Here is a 16,879-nt window from a genome sequence, read left to right on the forward strand (position 1 = left end):
CTACTGATCAATTATATATAGATTTTTAGTATACATATTATTCAATGGGTTTTTGTTTAAATAGCCTTTTACATTGGGTTTTAACAAATTACGACTCACATAATAATAAAACGGGATAATTGGAAAATCTGTGATCAGTAGCTTTTCGGCCTGTTGATAATAAGGGGAGGGGTCTTTGGCTGTAGCGGCTTTTGTTAGCAACTCGTCGTATTGAGGGCTGTTGTACTTACCGTCATTGGCCCCACTGGTGGAAGCCATCACACTGAGCATAGTGGAGGGCTCGTTGTAATCACCGTTCCAGCCATAACGGGCAAGCTCAAATTGGCCTTGCCGTTTAGTGCTTAAAAATGTTTTCCATTCTTGATTAATTAAGTTAACTTTTACATATTTAAGGTTTTGTTTCCACATGGCAGATGCGGCAAGTGCAATGCGCTTATGTGATTCGTTAGTGTTATAGAGTAATTCAAAGGTAAGGGGTTTACTTTTATGGTAGCCCGCTTCTGCTAATAATTGGCGGGCTTCAGTATTACGCTGTTGTTGAGACATGTTAGCATAAGGGTTATTGATGGCTACATAGCCATCAATATAAGGTGGCGTTAAACTATAAGCTGGTATTTCACCCATGCCCAACACTTTGTTAGCGAGGATATCCCGGTCCATAGCTAAGTATAAGGCTTTTCTTATTCTGACATCGTTAAAAGGTTTTGTTTGAGTATTAAAAGAATAAAAATAAGTAGAAGCAATGCCATGGGATTTTACTTCAGCTGCGATGGTTTTTTTAAGGTTGTTAAAGTGGTCTTCTGGAATTTCGCGGGTCCAATGTAATTCACCCGCTTTATAGCGGTTTAATTCGGTATTTGCCGATTCAATGGGCAGAAAGGTCACCTGTTCGATGATAGTATTACTATTATCCCAATAATAAGGGTTGCGTTTGGCTTCCATCCGTTCATTGACTACCCATTTAGTTAGCTTATAAGGGCCATTGGTAACAATATGCTCCGGTTGAGTCCATTTCTCACCATGTTTTTTGACCGTGGCTGGGTGTACAGGAAATGTCGTGTAGTGCGCTAATGTCTTGATAAAATAGGAAAGTGGGTGCTTTAAAGTGATTTCAAGGGTTTTCTGATCAATTGCGCGAATGCCTAACGCTGTTGGCTTTAATTTGCCTTTGATAATAGCATCGGCGTGTTTAATGCCGATTAAATCCATATACCAGCCGTAACTAGAGCCTAACTGGGGATCAACAGCGCGTCTAAATGTAAATACAAAATCATTTGCGGTTACTGGCTCGCCATTTGACCAGCGGGCGTTATCTCGTAGTGTAAAGGTATAAATGGTTTTATCTTTGCTGACTGTCCATGATGCAGCCTGACCGGGTACTATTTTACCAGTATCATCTTCGGTGACTAACCCCTCAAACAAGTCGCGCACCACAAAACCGCCAGGACTACCCTCAACCAGTTGTGGATCAAGTGAGCTGGGTTCAGCACCGATACCGCGAATAAACACCTGCTGTTTTGCTAACGGAGTGCCTGGTGGTACATTGGCTGCGTAAAGTAAAGTCACCTGAGATACACATAAACAGGTGAGTAACAACCAGTGGAAAATTAAAAAAGGTCTCTTGAAGATATTCATGCTCACTCCTTTGGCATTATTATTATGAAGTTTTTTTAGCTTTCTTAAAAGGTAATGCAAAGGCATTAGTTTGGCTATGGTAGAATGTAAAAATATAACCAATTTTTAGAGATGCCCAACAGAAGGCCTTAACAAAGTCAGATTATGAACGAAGTAAAATCAGAAACTCAACACCCAACGGTAAAATCAAAGCAAGCAACACGGCTAATTACTTTCGCAGTCATTTTAGCCATTATTGTTGGTTGGCATTCTAGCTGGTTATACCCATTAAAAATGCTGACTGTATTTTTCCATGAGCTATCTCATGCTCTGATGACAGTGGCTACGGGGGGGAAAGTAGTGAGCTTCGAGTTGGATCCCCGCCAGGGTGGAGCTGTTATGTCGGCGGGAGGGAATCGATTTTGGACGTTAACGGCAGGGTATCTAGGTTCTTTACTATGGGGCGTAGTGCTGTTTTGGTTTGCTGATCGTACTCGCTTAGATCGATATGCCACGGGAGCGTTGGCGTTGTTAATGACGGTGGTTATTCTGCTGTTTTCACCCAACCAGTTTGCACTTATTTTTTGTTTGATCGTGGGGGCGATTTTGGCATTGCTGGCCATTAAAGGTAGCCACTGGTTAAATGATTTGGTGTTAAGATTAATCGGCGTCAGTTGTATGATGTATGTGCCATTAGACATCATTAGTGACACAATTGTGCGAAGTCACTTACGCTCAGACGCTGCTATGTTAGCTGAGGAGTTTGGGGGGGCCACCATCTTATGGGGGCTCATCTGGCTTGCCATTTCGGTGGTAGTGGGTGTTTGGATGCTGATTAAAGTATGGAAAAGTAAATAAAATACCCCACTGCTGAAGTATATAATATGTTCCAGTGAGGTATGTTAAGTATTTATTCGGCTACACAGAGAGAATGGCCTAACGCACGGCTATCGTTAGCACGTATCTGACAACCGTAACCAATTCCATCCATGGAGCCTCCACCAGCCAGTCGTGCTACGTCCCAAAAGTCAAGAGAGAGGCAGGCTTTGATCAAGTGTTTTTCTGCCTCTGCTGGTGTAGCTAAACGGGTGCCTGAAGGGCAACCTACATCACCAGATACTTTCATATGGCTATAGGTTGCGCAGAGTGTATGACCAAGTAACTGTTCTTCTCTAGGCTTTAAATTACAACCATAACCTGGTCCATCCATCGCACCACCATCTAATAATCGAGCAATATACCAGTCACCTAACACATCGCAGGCGGCTTCTGAATGAGCATTAGCTACCAAGGAGCTGACCATGGTCTCACCTGCTTCGCAATAGTAATCCCGTGCACGAGCAGTAAATTGAGTGGGCTGTTTGCATAAGCTGTGGCCAAGTTTACGAGTATCATTCGCTCGCATTTTACAGCCATAACCAGGGCCATCCAGCGAGGCACCATTGGCAAGCCGGACAATATCCCAACTACCTAGCATACTACAAATATCGGTATAGTTAGCTTTAACTTCATTGGGATTAACCAGGGAATAACCTGATGAACAAGGACTGTCCCCCTCAACTTTTTGAAAATCTGTAGCAGAAACACTTGAAATACTTAAAATGGAGGCGAAAGAAGCACTTACTAATAATTTAAACTTCATTGAAATCTCCTTATTTCTGTTTTAGTTCTTATGGCCACCTCTAATAATTGTTTATGGCCTCTGCGCAAGCTCTCGGGGCCTTGAACAAGACGACTTGTGACGTGTGGTTGCCTTGCCAAGCAAGCCAACACAGTGCAAGAGCCCGTCAGGCAGCGGCTTTCAGGGCCTTCTGGTAAACCCGCACTCGGTGTTGTTGCTTTTGGCAATCAAACCAATGCCTTGATTGCGAATTTACCCGAAGGCCAGAGACAGCAAACAATTATTAGAGGTGCCCTTATTATCAACCCTTCACCCTCTAGCACTTTGTGTTTATGAAGAGTATCAACCAGTGTAGACACTATCTGTAGGGTAATGAAAATTGACTGGTAATATGGCGGTTATTAATTATTGGTTAGAAAGTAATTCATATAGGGTTATGAACAGCTATAGTTTGACTGATTGCGTTTGCTGTTATTGTGTTAAGTGATGGAAGGATAGCAATGAAGTGGTTGTTAATTTGGTTAATTCGTGGTTATCAACGTTGGATTTCCCCTTATAAAGGATTCCGTTGTGCCTATGCAGTCTGTCATAAAAGTCGCAGCTGTTCAGCAGAGGCTATTTATTTATTAGAGCAATATGGCGTGGTAGAGGGGGGTAAGAGGTTATCACAACGCTTTCAAGATTGTCGCTGTGCGTATGAGCAGCTGAAAATAGCAAATTCTGAACCCAATAACCGGCGCAGGCGTAGAAGACGTAGAGATAAAGACGATAATAAATGGTGCGATAGCTGCGACTTATTAGATATTGTTGACTGTAAACCAGAATTACCCTGTAACAGTTCGTCCTGTGATATAGGGCCTTGCCACTAACCCAGTACCTTTTAGCTGCTTTATCGCTATGACTGGTATTACACTATAGATGGCTATTATAGTTCGGCATATGCTTATTTCAGTAAAGCGTTTCAAAAGGTACATTGCGGCCCCATATTTCAAAGTTTGATCTGATTTTATAATTCTCAGAGTTTGCTGACATTTTATTTGTTGCTAGGGGTGATGACTGTGCGCCTAGTACGCGACTAATGTCCAAAACTCGTCATAGATGTGCGGGATGGTATGATAATGAGTAGAAAAAATGGCAGCTCAGTGTTTGGGCAATGTTGGTTAGCTGGGCTGACATTACTAATGGCACTGTTGATGAGTAGTAGCAGTGTTGCTAATGAAAGTAAGCAAGCAGACCAGCAAACAAAAAAAATACTAATGCTATTATGGCGTGGTGAAACCCAGGCGGATCAAGCTTTTAAAGCTAAATTGGAAAATACTATAGGTAGTGTTCAATTTACCCAAATAGACGTTAATCAAGATCGTAAACAACTCACTAAAGCTTTGCGCGAGCAGGTATCTCAGTTTGATCAATATGATCTTATTTATGTATTTGGTACCTCAGCCACACGCACGGTAAGGCATTACACTCATGAAAAGGTACCGTTGTTATTCAATATGGTGTCAGATCCCATTGGCTCGGATATAGTTGAAAGTTTTGCGGAACCACCCAAGGGGTTAACAGGGGTTAGCGATGGCGTAGCAGTCGCCTATCAAGTTCACTTGTTGCAACAATTATTGCCATTTAAATCGTTATTGGTACCCTATAACCCAAAAGAGCGTAATGCCGCTTTGTATATTAAACAGTTAAAGCCGGTTGCTCGACGTTTAAATATTAAGCTGAAAATTGTACGAGTTTCAGATAACGAGAGCCGGTGGCAAGGCTTTTTAACGAAATTAGCTAAGGGTGAATGGCAAACAGACGCAGTGTTAATTCCACAAAGCTCATTTCTTGTCAGTAAAACAGACACCATTAGAAGATTGGCTGGCAAATATAAAATGCCGGTATTTACCGCATCTGCCAGTGGTATTCAGTTAGGTGCTTTAGCTTCAGTTTCCCCTAACTTAACCCATTTAGGTGAGCTTGCTGCTGATAAAGCCATTGCGATTTTAAATGGCACAGCACCAGAAACACTACCGGTAGAGCGCATTGAGCGGCCAGGTATTATTGTGAATAAAAAAGAGTGGAAAAAATTGGGTAAACCAATGGCGACGGCATTGAGAAAAAAATGCCGTTTCGATAATGATGATATTTGCCAGTAGTTTCGGGGCTTTTTTCGAAAATTGAACTCTTCTGCTAGAGAAAGGACTCTCTAGCTCAATATTTTATCAAACTACAGGAAGCTTCCGTACAGATCAATGAGGCTGTCCACGATAGCATTTTTACTTTCCCTGCTGATTGTTAGTTAGTACCTAAGTCCGTTTAGTAAGTCAGAAAAATGCACAGGTAGTTTATGCAAGCTTGGTAAGCTACTATTAACAGGAAGCGTCATACTATATGGGTTTGGAGGGCTAATAATGTTAAAAGCAGTTGGCCTTACCTTAGTGTTCTACTGCTTTACGCTACAAGTCTGTGCAAGTTGTCAGTTATCGGTTCGAGTGACGGACTTTCCACCTCAATACTATCAAGATGCATCTGGCCAATGGCAGGGCATGTCAGTTGAGTTAACTGAAGTCTTGTTAAATGAGATGGGTTGTACGCCCGTTTATGTTAAAGTCCCTTGGCAACGGTCTTTTATTTTATTGAAGAGCGGCCAACTTGATTTAATGACCAATCTGTCAATCACCGATGATAGAAAAGCTTTTTTGAATTTTATCGGCCCTCAGCGAGATGAAACAATCGTGCTAGTGGTTCATAAAAACAGTCACTATCAGATAAAGTCCCATGCAGAACTGGCAAACCTACCAAATAAAATTGGGTTTGAGCTAGGATCTTATTATGGAGAGACATTTGATGTACTATTCAAACAAGATCCAGCTTTTTCCAGCCATTTCGAAGCGGTTACTCATTCAGAACAAAATATTCATAAGCTTAATTTAAAGCGAATATCGGGTTTTTTTGGTGATTTGTACTCAGTGAGTCATCGCATTAAAACAGACTCACTCTATCATAGTGTTAAAATCCATCCGTTTGTGATTAACCAGAATTGGGTTTATTTTGGATTGAGTAAACAGTCAGTATCAATACCAGTTTTGAAACAATTGAAAAAAGCTTACCAAGAAGCAGCATCACAAAATAAATTTAACCAAGTATTATCTCGCTATAAATAAAGGGCAATTCTAATAGTTGTTTATACCCTCTGCGCAACCTGACAGATGCTTGCACAAGACGGCCAGAGACCGCAAACAATTATGAGAGGTGACCTAAAGGTGAAAGTAATAAAAGGATATTGTGTTATTTAATCACATAACACAATATCCTTTTATTTTAGCTCTAGTAAACTGCAACGACTCTTTCAGTTTAATTTACTTTTATGCTGAAAATAATCAATCAGTGCATCCAGCTGCTGTTCTGAAAGATCTAAGTGGTCAGGCATGTTTGAAAAACGAAACTGTGATGGCTGCTTAATATAGGCTTTGATCATTGTTTTTGGACGGTATTTCACTATGCTTTGTGGTGCGTTCAAGTCAGGGCCTATCTTTCCACCTTGTTGATTAATTGAATGGCAGTGCAGGCATCTTCCTTTAAAAATCTGATACCCTTGATAAATAGTGGAGTTGTTGCTTATACCTGTAGGGTAAACAGCAGGGTATTGATTTTTAAACTGAATAAGTTTGATTGAGGCGAGTTGCCAGGTCCAAGGGTATGCATATTCTGTCGTTTGTTGCTTACCTGTCCATACCAAGTAGAATGGCCCTGGTGATACTTTTGCATGGCCTACAGGTTCCCAACCATTGGCATCGACATCAAAAAAGGTCAAGTAACCACCTTGTTCACTTAGCATCGATACCTTACTAATGGCACTGTAACCATCTGAGGCAGTAAAAGCGGCATCGGAGTAATCACGGCTATGCCAATTATCACCAAAGCCCAGTTGTAGTACATCATATATTTTAAATGCTAAAAAGTGCTTTGTTTTTCCATAATGCGGGTCTTCAAATTTTATTTCATGGACTTTCAATTTGTCTTTAAGCTCATCCAGACTAATGGTTTTAACCGGCTGGTTAGCAAGGGAAAATGTTAGTTCATCAATTTTAGCCAGGGTTTGTGCGGGAATCATTAATATAATGGCTAGTGTCTTTAATAATAACGAAGTTGATTTTTGCATATTATCACCCATAGCTGGCAGAATTTATGAATAACGAAAAAAGAGTAACACTCCCCTATCTGGATAAAAAAATATCCAAATACCTGGGGTATCATTTATGAAAAATATCACTGTTGGCTTATGCTCAACACGATTACCTTTGTTTGAGCATGAACCACTCATTATTTGCAAAAATAACTACTAAAAGCGGGGCATCGCTAATCATTGTTTATGGCCAGAGGCAGCAATCAATGATTAGCAGTGCCCTAAAATAACTGCCTTCGCTATATTGGGTTACGCAACTTATATACCAGCTGCTTAAGGCGTTGTTCTAACTGTGTTGCACAGTAGTAAAGTTATTATCTGTATAAAAATCTGACTCACTTTGTAATTACCTATTGCTGGTTAATCGTTCTATGCTAAAGCTGATAACATCATGAAGGTAAATAGGTCATGAAGTTAAAACAACGTTTGAGCTATTTTGTTATTGTTACACTTTGCGCCTGTTTTACTCACTTAGCGCTGGCAGTTGGTCAAGAGCTGACTTTGGGTATATCGGATAGTAAGCTGAAACCCTATCGCTGGGTGGAGCAAGGTAAAGTAAAAGGGGCTAACCCCGATGTTGTCAAAGCAGCAGCAAAACGAATAAATATTCCTATTAAAATCCAGGCTATTCCTTGGAAGCGGGTTTTACTATTGATTAAAAGTGGTAGTTTACACGGGTCTGTCGGGGGCTATAAAAATGCAGAAAGGTTATCCTTTGGCGTTTATACACAAGTGCCTTTACATTACAGCTATTTTAGTATTTTTATATTAAAAAAAACCAGCCTTCGCTTTAAAATAATAAAAGATCTATATGGTAAAAGGGTCGGTAGGCTAAACGGCAATCATTTTAGTACTGAATTTGATCAGGCTGTGGTGCAGGGTAGTATTTACCTAACGGAAGCCAGTAAACGACATCAGTTATTGACAATGTTACATACACAAAGGCTTGATGCTGTCATTGATGTCAATTCACCCATGAAAATAGCCTTGAAAGAACAGAATATAGATACAATCATTGATTTGCCAAAAGCTGTCTCCAAGCCTCGAGCCTCTTATTTATGGTTTTCCAAGTCGGCACAAATTCCTCATACTATTATCAAACGCTTTGATCAAGTGCTAAAAGAGATGTTGCAAGATGGTACTATTGAACAAATCGCCAATCGTTATGGATTTAACTATCATCCTTAGTTGAAATAAGTGGCTTATGCTCTGTGAGATAGCAATTTATATTTAAGTAATATGACTTTCCTTATTAAAGACTTCTTAATAGCTATTAGCACCTGAACTCTAATAGTACCCGCTTTATTCATAATGTTATTTACAACGTTTGGTAAAAGACTGTTTGTCAATTAATTGTAGGGCTTGTGAGTCTGCACCTGTTATAAACCGTTCATTTAAAAAATAGAATTAACTAAAACCAGCGTATGCGACTAAAGTCGATACACATTAACTAAAAATCTTATTGATAATTGTTATCATTTGCAATAATATTTTGCCTGCTTTCTCTCACACTCTGTTTTTATTGGTGGGCCCAGTTAGTAAATTGTCACAATAATGAGAAGAGGTTCCCATGAAAATCAACTACTCAGAGTTGATTCCAACAGGCTCTGAATTGATCAGTCATTATGATCCAAATGACTTTTCCTTTTTCTTTGGGTCACCGAAACATGCATTACTGGCCCGAGGTGTACAACTAATGTCAGCTTCTACAAAGGCTGATAGCGGTTTACCTGAAGCTATTCAGGCAATGCAGGCTAAAGCTAGAGAAAAAGGCTACTTTAACCCAATAGTTGTAGGTGCAATACCTTTTGATACACAGCAAAATGCACAACTGGTGATACCAGAATACTTGGAAAGAACCAGGCATGTAAAATATGCTATACCCAATAAGCCTACTCATAATCATGCTCATCAAGCGACAACTATTACCCAAATACCAGCAGCAGCAGAGTATAAAGCAGGTGTCGCTCAGGCATTGAAGCAGTTTCGAAGCTCTGAGTTAAGTAAAGTGGTCTTATCTCGCTCGCTACAAGTTACGACACCGGCTGTTATCAATGCACAACAGCTGTTAGCCCAGCTTGCAGCTGACAATACGACGGGTTATACCTTTGCGGTTAACTTGCCTACAACCAGTGATAGGCAGCCCTTTTATGGACGTATGTTGTTAGGTGCTAGTCCTGAGTTATTGGTATCTCGTTCAGGTACGATGGTCCAGTCTAATCCTTTGGCAGGCTCGATTCCTCGTAGTAGTCATCCAAAAGAAGATCAACAGCGAGCAGCTGGTTTGTTGGAATCAGCAAAAGACCTGTATGAGCACGCTGTGGTGGTTGACGCGGTGGCTGCTGCATTACGGCCTTATTGCAAAATACTGGATGTGCCGGCTAAACCCTCTGTTATCAGTACGGCAACAATGTGGCACCTTTCTACTTTTATTCAAGGAGAATTGCTTGATCCTGCTACGTCTTCGCTAACATTAGCCCATGCATTACATCCGACACCTGCTGTATGTGGTTACCCACCAATAATGGCTAAAAAGGCAATAAAAGAGATTGAGTCATTTGATCGGGGCTTTTTTACGGGAATGTTGGGTTGGTGTGATAGTCATGGTGATGGTGAATGGATTGTAACGATTCGCTGCGCAGAAGTTGCTGGTAACGAAATGACGCTATTTGCTGGTGCAGGTATAGTTGAAGGGTCTTGCCCTGAAAGTGAGTGGAATGAAACAGGAGCAAAGTTCCGCACCATGTTAAATGCTATTGGCATTGCACCGCTCTCAGAAGTAAATAAAGCAGAAGCCAAGTAGGACCAAAGGGAGGCAAGTCAATGACGGTGGTAGAGCAAGCATCGCTAACTAAGTTTGATGAAAGGGATTGCCCAAAATGGCCTCAAGCGCGAGCAGACTATTATCGTCAAGTGGGTTATTGGCAGGGAATCACTTTGGGTGAAGTGCTAAAAAAACAAGCACAACAACTGCCGCACCATGAAGCTTTGATTATAGGTCAGGACCGTTGGACCTATCAGGTATTCGATCAAAAAGTAGATCAATTGGTGAGAGGCTTTCATCAATTAGGGATTCAAGATCGAGATGTCGTAGTGGTTCAGTTGCCTAATATTAACGAATTTTTTGCTGTGTGTTTTGCTTTATTTCGATTAGGTGCGATTCCAGTGATGGCGTTACCTGCCCATCGTCGTATTGAAATCCGCTATTTTTGTCAGTTTACCCAGGCAAAAGCCTATATTATTGCTGATAAATATTTTGGATTTGACTATTGCCAATTGGCCAGAGAAATTAAAGCAGAAGTGGCTTTACTTAAACACGTCATTGTTATTGGAGATTCGCAAGAATTTACGGCATTAAGCGACCTTTATTTGGAACCTGAAAAAAATGACATTTTAGCAGTATTGACTAGGCCTAACCCTAGTCATACAGCTTTATTACAAGTATCTGGTGGTACAACAGGGATGCCTAAGTTCATTCCTCGTACTCATGATGATTATTTATATAGTGTGAAAGTAAGTACAGAGGTGTGTGCATTAAGCTCACACAGTATTTATTTATGTAGCTTACCAGTAGCACATAATTTTTCATTGAGTTCTCCTGGTACGTTAGGTGTTTTTTATGTGGGAGGGAAAGTAGTATTAACGAAAGATACTTCTCCAGAAACGGCTTTTTCCCTCATTGAACAAGAACAAGTGACTATTGCAGCATTGGTGCCTCCGACTACCTTATTGTGGTTAGATGCTGCAAAAAATACTGCATATGACTTGTCCAGTTTACAGGTATTACAAGTAGGAGGGGCTAAATTCAGTGCTGAAGCAGCTAAACAGGTTAAGCCTGTTTTAGGGTGTCAACTACAACAAGTATTTGGTATGGCAGAAGGGCTGGTTAATTACACTCTGTTAACCGATAGCGAAGATATTTGTATCCATACCCAAGGTAAACCGATGTCACCCGCAGATGAAATCCGCGTGGTAGATGAAGAAGATAATCCTGTTCTGCCTGGTGAAGTAGGTCAGTTACAAACCCGTGGGCCTTATACGATTTGTGGCTATTATAAAGCACCACAGCATAATGCCAAAGCATTTACTGCTGATGGTTTTTATTGTACCGGCGATGAAGTGAAGTTAACTGAATCTGGTTATTTAATGGTAGTAGGGCGCATTAAAGATCAAATCAATCGTGGTGGTGAAAAAATTGCGGCAGAAGAAGTAGAAAATCAGCTACTGGCTCATCCTGCTGTTCATGATGTGGCTTTAGTGGCCATGCCTGATGAAATATTAGGCGAAGCCAGTTGTGCATTTGTTATTTGCCATCCTGATCAGCCTATTAAAGCCATGGTATTAAAGCGCTTTTTACGAGAGCGAGGATTAGCAGGTTATAAAATTCCTGATCGGATTGAGTTTGTGAACACTTTCCCTAAAACGGCAGTAGGTAAAGTTAATAAAAAAGCATTACGTAATTGCTTAATAAAAACAGCAATAAATTATTAATTAGTGGAAAACATGAAGTTATGGCTATCCCAAAAATTGCAGCATATCAATTGTCTTCAGCTGAGTTAATGCCTGAAAATCGTGTGAATTGGCAGTTTGATTCCTCACGGGCAGTGTTATTGATCCATGATATGCAGCGATATTTTCTCAATTACTATGACACCAAAGCGGAACCGATTCCAACTGTATTAGCAAATATACAAGCAATCAAGGATAAGCTAAAGCCGTTAGGTGTGCCCGTTATTTACTCTGCTCAGCCAGGCGACCAAACCCCTGAACAACGAGCATTATTGCAAGATTTTTGGGGGCAGGGGTTAACGGCTGATCTTTCCCAAACCGGTATAACTGAAAGGCTAATGCCAGAACAAGATGACCACGTAATGACTAAATGGCGTTATAGTGCTTTTCAACGCACAGAGTTATTGCAATTAATGCAAACACAGCAGCGAGATCAGTTAGTTATCTGTGGCATATATGCGCATATTGGTTGTTTATTGACAGCGGCTGATGCCTTTATGAATGATATCCAAGCTTTTTTTATCAGCGATGCTGTAGCAGACTTTACGCAACAAGATCATCTTATGGCAATTAACTATGCTGCTCAACGTTGTGCGAGGGCAATAACCACACAACAACTGTTGGCTGATGCTACAGAGTTAACAACAACATCTGATTTACCTAGTAATAAGCAGCAATTAAAGCAATTAATAGCAGACTGGCTGGGAGTGACCAGTGATGAGTTAGAAGACGATGATAATTTAATTGAGTGTGGGCTGGATTCTATTCGAGTATTATCATTGATTGATCAGTTTAAGGCTAAAGGTAAGGAAATCAGCTTAATTGAATTAGCAGAAAATCCAACGGTGGAAGGGTGGGCTTCGTTATTACTAGCTGAGTAATGGATATGAAAATGAAACTAATTAATAATGTTTGGCTACTAGCAATAATGGCTTTGGTAGGGTGCCAGCCTGCTGATGAGGCGACTGAATTACAGCAATACAGTCAACAACAGAGTGAACAGGCAACCCAAAATTCACTAAAGCAGCGTGCATCCACAAAGCAACAGGAGAGTGATAATAATACACGTCAGATTACGGATGTGACTGGTTCAGTAGTCACTATTCCTCGTCAGCCGAAGCGAGTGGTTGCACTGAGTGAGGTAGATTTAGATAGTTTACTTGCCTTGGGCATTCAGCCATTAGGGGCAACTGCAGGGAGGGGGCAAACCACAACACCGAGCTATTTATCTGATCATACTGCAAGTGTTACTATTGTTGGGCGATTAGGTTTACCAAATATGGATAAGCTAATTGAATTAAACCCTGATTTAATTTTAGCGGGTGGTTATATTGACCCTAATGCGCTAAAGCAAATAAAAAAAATAGCGCCAACGGTAATTACTCATACTATTGAAGAAAATTGGAAGGAAGCTTTTCAACGGACTGCGCGCTTGTTAGAACACGAACAAGCTGCGGAAGCTTACTGGGCTAAATATAAAAAACGTGTTGAACAGTTAAAATTGATACTGGGAGAAAAGGCCAATGCTACAATCAGTGTGGTGCGGTGGAACCCCAAAGGTCCTGGCTATATGTTGAATGATTCATTTATCAGTTCAGTGCTTAAAGATGTGCAATTAAAACGACCTGAGGCACAACGCCAGCCTGGAGTAGGGCATTCACCACCATTAAGCTTAGAAGCACTAGAAAAAATAGACGGGGATTGGCTATTTGTTGGTACACTTGTGGAAAAAAGTAAAGCCGCTCAAGCGTTAGATCATATTAAAACCACACAAGTTTTTCAGCAATTAAAAGCAGTACAACATAATCAGGTAGTCAATGTTGATGGTTCATTGTGGACCAGTGTTGGTGGGCCATTAGCTGCCATAGCAGTGTTGGATGACTTGGTAACGGTATTTAAGGACGCCTAGGGTTGTTTGCAGTAAAATTATTAAAAAAACACAATGAGCCTAATATCTGGCTCATTAGTTATTTTTTATTGGCTACATTAGCAGTATTTTTGTTTATTTCTCTGATTACCGGTGCAGGTTATATCTCTGTCAGTGAAAGTCTAGATTATTTACTTGGAAAGCCTGAAGCGATTGCCGATGATAAATTAACAACTGTAATGGATACCCTTCGTATGCCTCGTACCTTTGCTGCCATTATTGTGGGTGGTTGCCTGGGGGTTGCAGGTACGTTAATGCAGTCAGTGACACGAAACCCATTAGCAGAGCCAGGATTATTAGGGGTTAATGCCGGTGCTGCACTAGGGGTTGTCATTGGGATTAGTTTTATGGCTGCTGAAACAGGCTATGCCTATTTGGTTTGGGCATTTATTGGTGCTTTGGTAGGTAATGGGGTTATCCTCTGGGTAGCAAATCATGGTTCGGCAGTGGTTACGCCTGTCAAATTAATATTAGCAGGTATTGCTGTTAGCGCTACGTTTCAGGGGATTACTTCATTTTTACTCATTAACAGTCAGGCAACTTATGATCAATATCGTTACTGGGTGTTAGGCTCATTAGCAGGTATTGATTTATCTATTATAGGTCAAGTGCTGCCGTTTTTAATGATAGGCTTATTCACATCATTGGTATTAACCCGTCCACTTGCCAGTTTAATGCTAGGGGATGATGTTGCTAAATCATTAGGGCATAGACCAAAACTAACTCGTTTTATCGTTACAATTACTGTGACGTTATTAGCAGGTGGCTCAGTGGCACTTGCTGGACCGATTAGTTTTTTAGGATTGATTGCTCCTTTTTTAGCAAGAGCAATTACAGGGCCTGTGTTATTTCAGCAACTGATTTTATCTGCACTACTAGGTGCATTAATTGTGTTAATTGCTGATATTAGTGCTCGGTTAATTGTTCAACCATTTGAAGCACCAGTAGGGATGATTTTGGCAATAGTGGGCGCTCCATTATTAATTGGGTTAACTCATAGCAACCGCTTTAGTCAGCTTATTTTAAGTAAATCAGGGAACTGACCAGTGGCTCAATCCATGATTAAATTGGCTTCAATTAAACATAATACAGATAACGCATTGGTCATCAGGCTAAATAATGGAAATTATTCATTACTGTTTAACCAGCAGATTGTTTTGCTTAGTGTAGTGTTAATGGTTTTACTTGCTTGCGCTATGTTGGGCTCATTAGTATTAGGGACAACTACTTTAAGTATCCAAACTGTTTTTGATGCTTTATTAGGTCAGGCTTCTCAAAGCCAGCAATTGTTAGTTAATGAATTCCGTTTACCTCGGGTTATCGCTGGCTTAGTGGCTGGTTTTGCGTTAGCGATTGCTGGTAGTCTTATCCAGCATGTAGTCCGTAATCGTTTGGCGACACCTGATGTATTAGGTATTAATGAAGGGGCAGCATTATTAATGCTGATCGTTTTGGTCAGTAGTAATGCTGGCTTAATGGGGCCATGGTGGGTTGCCCCTGTAGGAGCATTTACTTCAGGTATTTTATTGCTGATCATTGCAAAGGGACTTGGTACCCGTGGTTATCGGGTGATACTGATTGGGTTAGCATTGGCTTATTTAGTGCGATCTATTAGTGAGTTAATGCTTGCTCATATTAATTCTCTGCATGCCAGTGCAACCTACAATTGGACAGTGGGTAATTTAAATGGACGAGGTTATGAAGTAGCTGAACCTGTTGCGTTAATATTGATGGCATTGATGCCTTTCCTATTATTTACCTCTCGACAATTGCGGGTTTTTCAATTAGGTGAAGAGTTAGCCAGTACATTAGGCACTCATATTACTCGTATCCAGTTTATGGCAATTTGTTTAGCAATTATATTTGCTGGGCTGGCTGTAGGTATTGGTGGACCTATTGGTTTTGTGGCCATTGCAGCTCCTGTCATCATTAATAAAATTTTAGGTAGTAACCAATTAGCTATCATTAATACAGGCTTATTAGGTGGTATTTTAGTGGTTGTAGCTGATACGTTAGGGCGTGTTCTAGTCGCACCTTTGGAAATTCCCGTAGGCGTGTTAACCAGTATTTTAGGTGGGCCTTTTTTGTTGTGGGTGTTATTAAATAATAAAAATGCTTAACAGGTATTTTTTCTAAAAATGTGTTGAATATAACTATAGCCAAAGTGAAGCACTTTAAACATTATTCACAAAGGGTATGAGGTAATTTGTGAGCTTAGTGGTAAACCAATTAACAGCAAGCTATGGAAAGCTTTTAGCTGTCAATAATATTAGCCTTACTGTTCGAACTGGGGAGATAGCAGTGATTGTTGGGCCTAATGGTTGTGGCAAATCTACCTTATTTCGAAATATTGCACGCTTACATAAACCTGATGCTGGAAATGTAATGGTCAACCAACAGGATATTTGGCAATTAACAGCCAGTCAGGCTGCGAAACAAATTGCTTTATTACCCCAAGTGCCACAAGCACCAGATGATATTACTGTAAGAGGGTTGGTGCAGTTTGGGCGGCATCCCCATCAGGGACTATTTCGTCAGTGGTCATCGCAAGATGAACAGGTGATAAGTCAGGTACTGGATGTTACAGGTGTAGCAAGTTTGGCTGACCGGAAGTTATCGCAGTTATCTGGAGGGCAACGTCAGCGATGCTGGTTGGCTATGGTCTTGGCTCAGGAAACTCCGTTAATATTATTAGATGAACCAACCAGCATGTTGGACCCAGGCCATCAATTGGAAGTATTACAGCTAGTACGACAGTTAGCGTATAAAGGAAAGACCTTTGTTTTAATTTTGCATGATTTAGTCGCTGCTGCTAAATATGCAGACTATTTAATTGCCATGAGAAATGGAAATATTATAGCATCAGGAAAACCTGAAAACACTATTACCACACAATTAGTAAAACAATTATACGATATAGAGGCTGATATTTTACAGTCACCAGAAGATGGTAAGCCAATAGTCGTTGCTAAATCGGTCGCTTAATAAAACCAACGATAAAGCCTGAATAGTGTTACTAAAACAATTTGTATTTTGC

At 40.5% G+C, this 16,879-nt stretch carries 16 protein-coding genes; 13 read left to right on the forward strand and 3 right to left on the reverse strand.

Annotation, left to right across the window (positions count from 1 at the left end):
• On the reverse strand, positions 1 to 1,635 hold the full coding sequence (locus ORQ98_RS01770; protein WP_274687057.1) for a peptide ABC transporter substrate-binding protein: 1,635 nt from the start codon (positions 1,633 to 1,635) through the stop codon (positions 1 to 3).
• 144 nt (positions 1,636 to 1,779) lie between these two features.
• Between ORQ98_RS01770 and ORQ98_RS01775 the strand changes: the two genes are divergently transcribed.
• Positions 1,780 to 2,472 (forward strand): M50 family metallopeptidase, encoded by a 693-nt coding sequence (locus ORQ98_RS01775; RefSeq protein ID WP_274687058.1) that lies wholly within the window; start codon positions 1,780 to 1,782, stop codon positions 2,470 to 2,472.
• Between the two features lie 52 nt (positions 2,473 to 2,524).
• Here the strand turns inward: ORQ98_RS01775 and ORQ98_RS01780 are convergent, their stop codons facing one another.
• The gene (locus ORQ98_RS01780) at positions 2,525 to 3,256 is read right to left on the reverse strand and encodes a hypothetical protein (protein WP_274687059.1); all 732 of its coding nucleotides are present in this window, start codon (positions 3,254 to 3,256) and stop codon (positions 2,525 to 2,527) included.
• 96 nt (positions 3,257 to 3,352) lie between these two features.
• Here ORQ98_RS01780 and ORQ98_RS01785 point away from each other — a divergent pair, with 96 nt between their 5' ends.
• The 4 genes from ORQ98_RS01785 to ORQ98_RS01800 all read left to right on the forward strand — a co-directional run bounded on the left by ORQ98_RS01785 (position 3,353) and on the right by ORQ98_RS01800 (position 6,384).
• Positions 3,353 to 3,571 (forward strand): hypothetical protein, encoded by a 219-nt coding sequence (locus ORQ98_RS01785; protein WP_274687060.1) that lies wholly within the window; start codon positions 3,353 to 3,355, stop codon positions 3,569 to 3,571.
• Positions 3,572 to 3,735: 164 nt separating this feature from the next.
• Entirely contained in the window at positions 3,736 to 4,104 is a 369-nt protein-coding gene (yidD, locus tag ORQ98_RS01790) for a membrane protein insertion efficiency factor YidD (RefSeq protein WP_274687061.1), read from the forward strand.
• Between the two features lie 249 nt (positions 4,105 to 4,353).
• Positions 4,354 to 5,376: an ABC transporter substrate-binding protein gene (locus ORQ98_RS01795; RefSeq protein ID WP_274687062.1), complete on the forward strand. Its 1,023-nt coding sequence runs from the start codon at positions 4,354 to 4,356 to the stop codon at positions 5,374 to 5,376.
• A 255-nt stretch (positions 5,377 to 5,631) separates the two neighbouring features.
• Positions 5,632 to 6,384, forward strand: coding sequence for a substrate-binding periplasmic protein (locus ORQ98_RS01800; protein ID WP_274687063.1), 753 nt, complete (start codon positions 5,632 to 5,634; stop codon positions 6,382 to 6,384).
• 185 nt (positions 6,385 to 6,569) lie between these two features.
• Here ORQ98_RS01800 and ORQ98_RS01805 read toward each other — a convergent pair whose 3' ends face one another.
• Positions 6,570 to 7,382, reverse strand: coding sequence for a c-type cytochrome (locus ORQ98_RS01805; protein WP_274687064.1), 813 nt, complete (start codon positions 7,380 to 7,382; stop codon positions 6,570 to 6,572).
• A gap of 432 nt (positions 7,383 to 7,814) precedes the next feature.
• Between ORQ98_RS01805 and ORQ98_RS01810 the strand changes: the two genes are divergently transcribed.
• The 8 genes from ORQ98_RS01810 (at position 7,815) to ORQ98_RS01845 (ending at position 16,827) form a co-directional block, all read left to right on the forward strand.
• Entirely contained in the window at positions 7,815 to 8,594 is a 780-nt protein-coding gene (locus tag ORQ98_RS01810; RefSeq protein WP_274687065.1) for a substrate-binding periplasmic protein, read from the forward strand.
• 382 nt (positions 8,595 to 8,976) lie between these two features.
• Positions 8,977 to 10,209, forward strand: coding sequence for an isochorismate synthase DhbC (gene dhbC, locus ORQ98_RS01815; protein ID WP_274687066.1), 1,233 nt, complete (start codon positions 8,977 to 8,979; stop codon positions 10,207 to 10,209).
• A 20-nt stretch (positions 10,210 to 10,229) separates the two neighbouring features.
• Positions 10,230 to 11,897 (forward strand): (2,3-dihydroxybenzoyl)adenylate synthase, encoded by a 1,668-nt coding sequence (locus ORQ98_RS01820; RefSeq protein ID WP_274687067.1) that lies wholly within the window; start codon positions 10,230 to 10,232, stop codon positions 11,895 to 11,897.
• 20 nt (positions 11,898 to 11,917) lie between these two features.
• The gene (locus tag ORQ98_RS01825; RefSeq protein WP_274687068.1) at positions 11,918 to 12,796 is read left to right on the forward strand and encodes an isochorismatase; all 879 of its coding nucleotides are present in this window, start codon (positions 11,918 to 11,920) and stop codon (positions 12,794 to 12,796) included.
• An 11-nt stretch (positions 12,797 to 12,807) separates the two neighbouring features.
• A complete protein-coding gene (locus tag ORQ98_RS01830; RefSeq protein WP_274687069.1) occupies positions 12,808 to 13,824 on the forward strand; it encodes an ABC transporter substrate-binding protein in 1,017 nt (338 codons plus the stop codon).
• Between the two features lie 2 nt (positions 13,825 to 13,826).
• Positions 13,827 to 14,885 carry a FecCD family ABC transporter permease gene (locus ORQ98_RS01835; RefSeq protein WP_274687070.1) on the forward strand — a complete coding sequence of 353 codons (1,059 nt, stop codon included), beginning with the start codon at positions 13,827 to 13,829 and terminating at the stop codon, positions 14,883 to 14,885.
• A 3-nt stretch (positions 14,886 to 14,888) separates the two neighbouring features.
• Complete coding sequence (locus ORQ98_RS01840; RefSeq protein WP_274687071.1) at positions 14,889 to 15,962, forward strand: FecCD family ABC transporter permease; 1,074 nt, start codon at positions 14,889 to 14,891, stop codon at positions 15,960 to 15,962.
• An 88-nt stretch (positions 15,963 to 16,050) separates the two neighbouring features.
• Entirely contained in the window at positions 16,051 to 16,827 is a 777-nt protein-coding gene (locus ORQ98_RS01845) for an ABC transporter ATP-binding protein (protein ID WP_274687072.1), read from the forward strand.
• The last annotated feature ends 52 nt before the right edge of the window (positions 16,828 to 16,879 follow it).

The sequence above is a fragment of the Spartinivicinus poritis genome (genome assembly GCF_028858535.1).
In the GTDB taxonomy this organism is placed as follows: domain Bacteria; phylum Pseudomonadota; class Gammaproteobacteria; order Pseudomonadales; family Zooshikellaceae; genus Spartinivicinus; species Spartinivicinus poritis.

Bases quoted from the DNA above. Each gene is read 5' to 3' on its own strand.
- ORQ98_RS01770 (WP_274687057.1), bottom strand. From the start codon at position 1,635: ATGAATATCTTCAAGAGACCTTTTTTAATTTTCCACTGGTTGTTACTC.
- ORQ98_RS01775 (WP_274687058.1), top strand. From the start codon at position 1,780: ATGAACGAAGTAAAATCAGAAACTCAACACCCAACGGTAAAATCAAAG.
- ORQ98_RS01780 (WP_274687059.1), bottom strand. From the start codon at position 3,256: ATGAAGTTTAAATTATTAGTAAGTGCTTCTTTCGCCTCCATTTTAAGT.
- yidD (WP_274687061.1), top strand. From the start codon at position 3,736: ATGAAGTGGTTGTTAATTTGGTTAATTCGTGGTTATCAACGTTGGATT.
- ORQ98_RS01795 (WP_274687062.1), top strand. From the start codon at position 4,354: ATGAGTAGAAAAAATGGCAGCTCAGTGTTTGGGCAATGTTGGTTAGCT.
- ORQ98_RS01800 (WP_274687063.1), top strand. From the start codon at position 5,632: ATGTTAAAAGCAGTTGGCCTTACCTTAGTGTTCTACTGCTTTACGCTA.
- ORQ98_RS01805 (WP_274687064.1), bottom strand. From the start codon at position 7,382: ATGCAAAAATCAACTTCGTTATTATTAAAGACACTAGCCATTATATTA.
- ORQ98_RS01810 (WP_274687065.1), top strand. From the start codon at position 7,815: ATGAAGTTAAAACAACGTTTGAGCTATTTTGTTATTGTTACACTTTGC.
- dhbC (WP_274687066.1), top strand. From the start codon at position 8,977: ATGAAAATCAACTACTCAGAGTTGATTCCAACAGGCTCTGAATTGATC.
- ORQ98_RS01820 (WP_274687067.1), top strand. From the start codon at position 10,230: ATGACGGTGGTAGAGCAAGCATCGCTAACTAAGTTTGATGAAAGGGAT.
- ORQ98_RS01825 (WP_274687068.1), top strand. From the start codon at position 11,918: ATGGCTATCCCAAAAATTGCAGCATATCAATTGTCTTCAGCTGAGTTA.
- ORQ98_RS01830 (WP_274687069.1), top strand. From the start codon at position 12,808: ATGAAACTAATTAATAATGTTTGGCTACTAGCAATAATGGCTTTGGTA.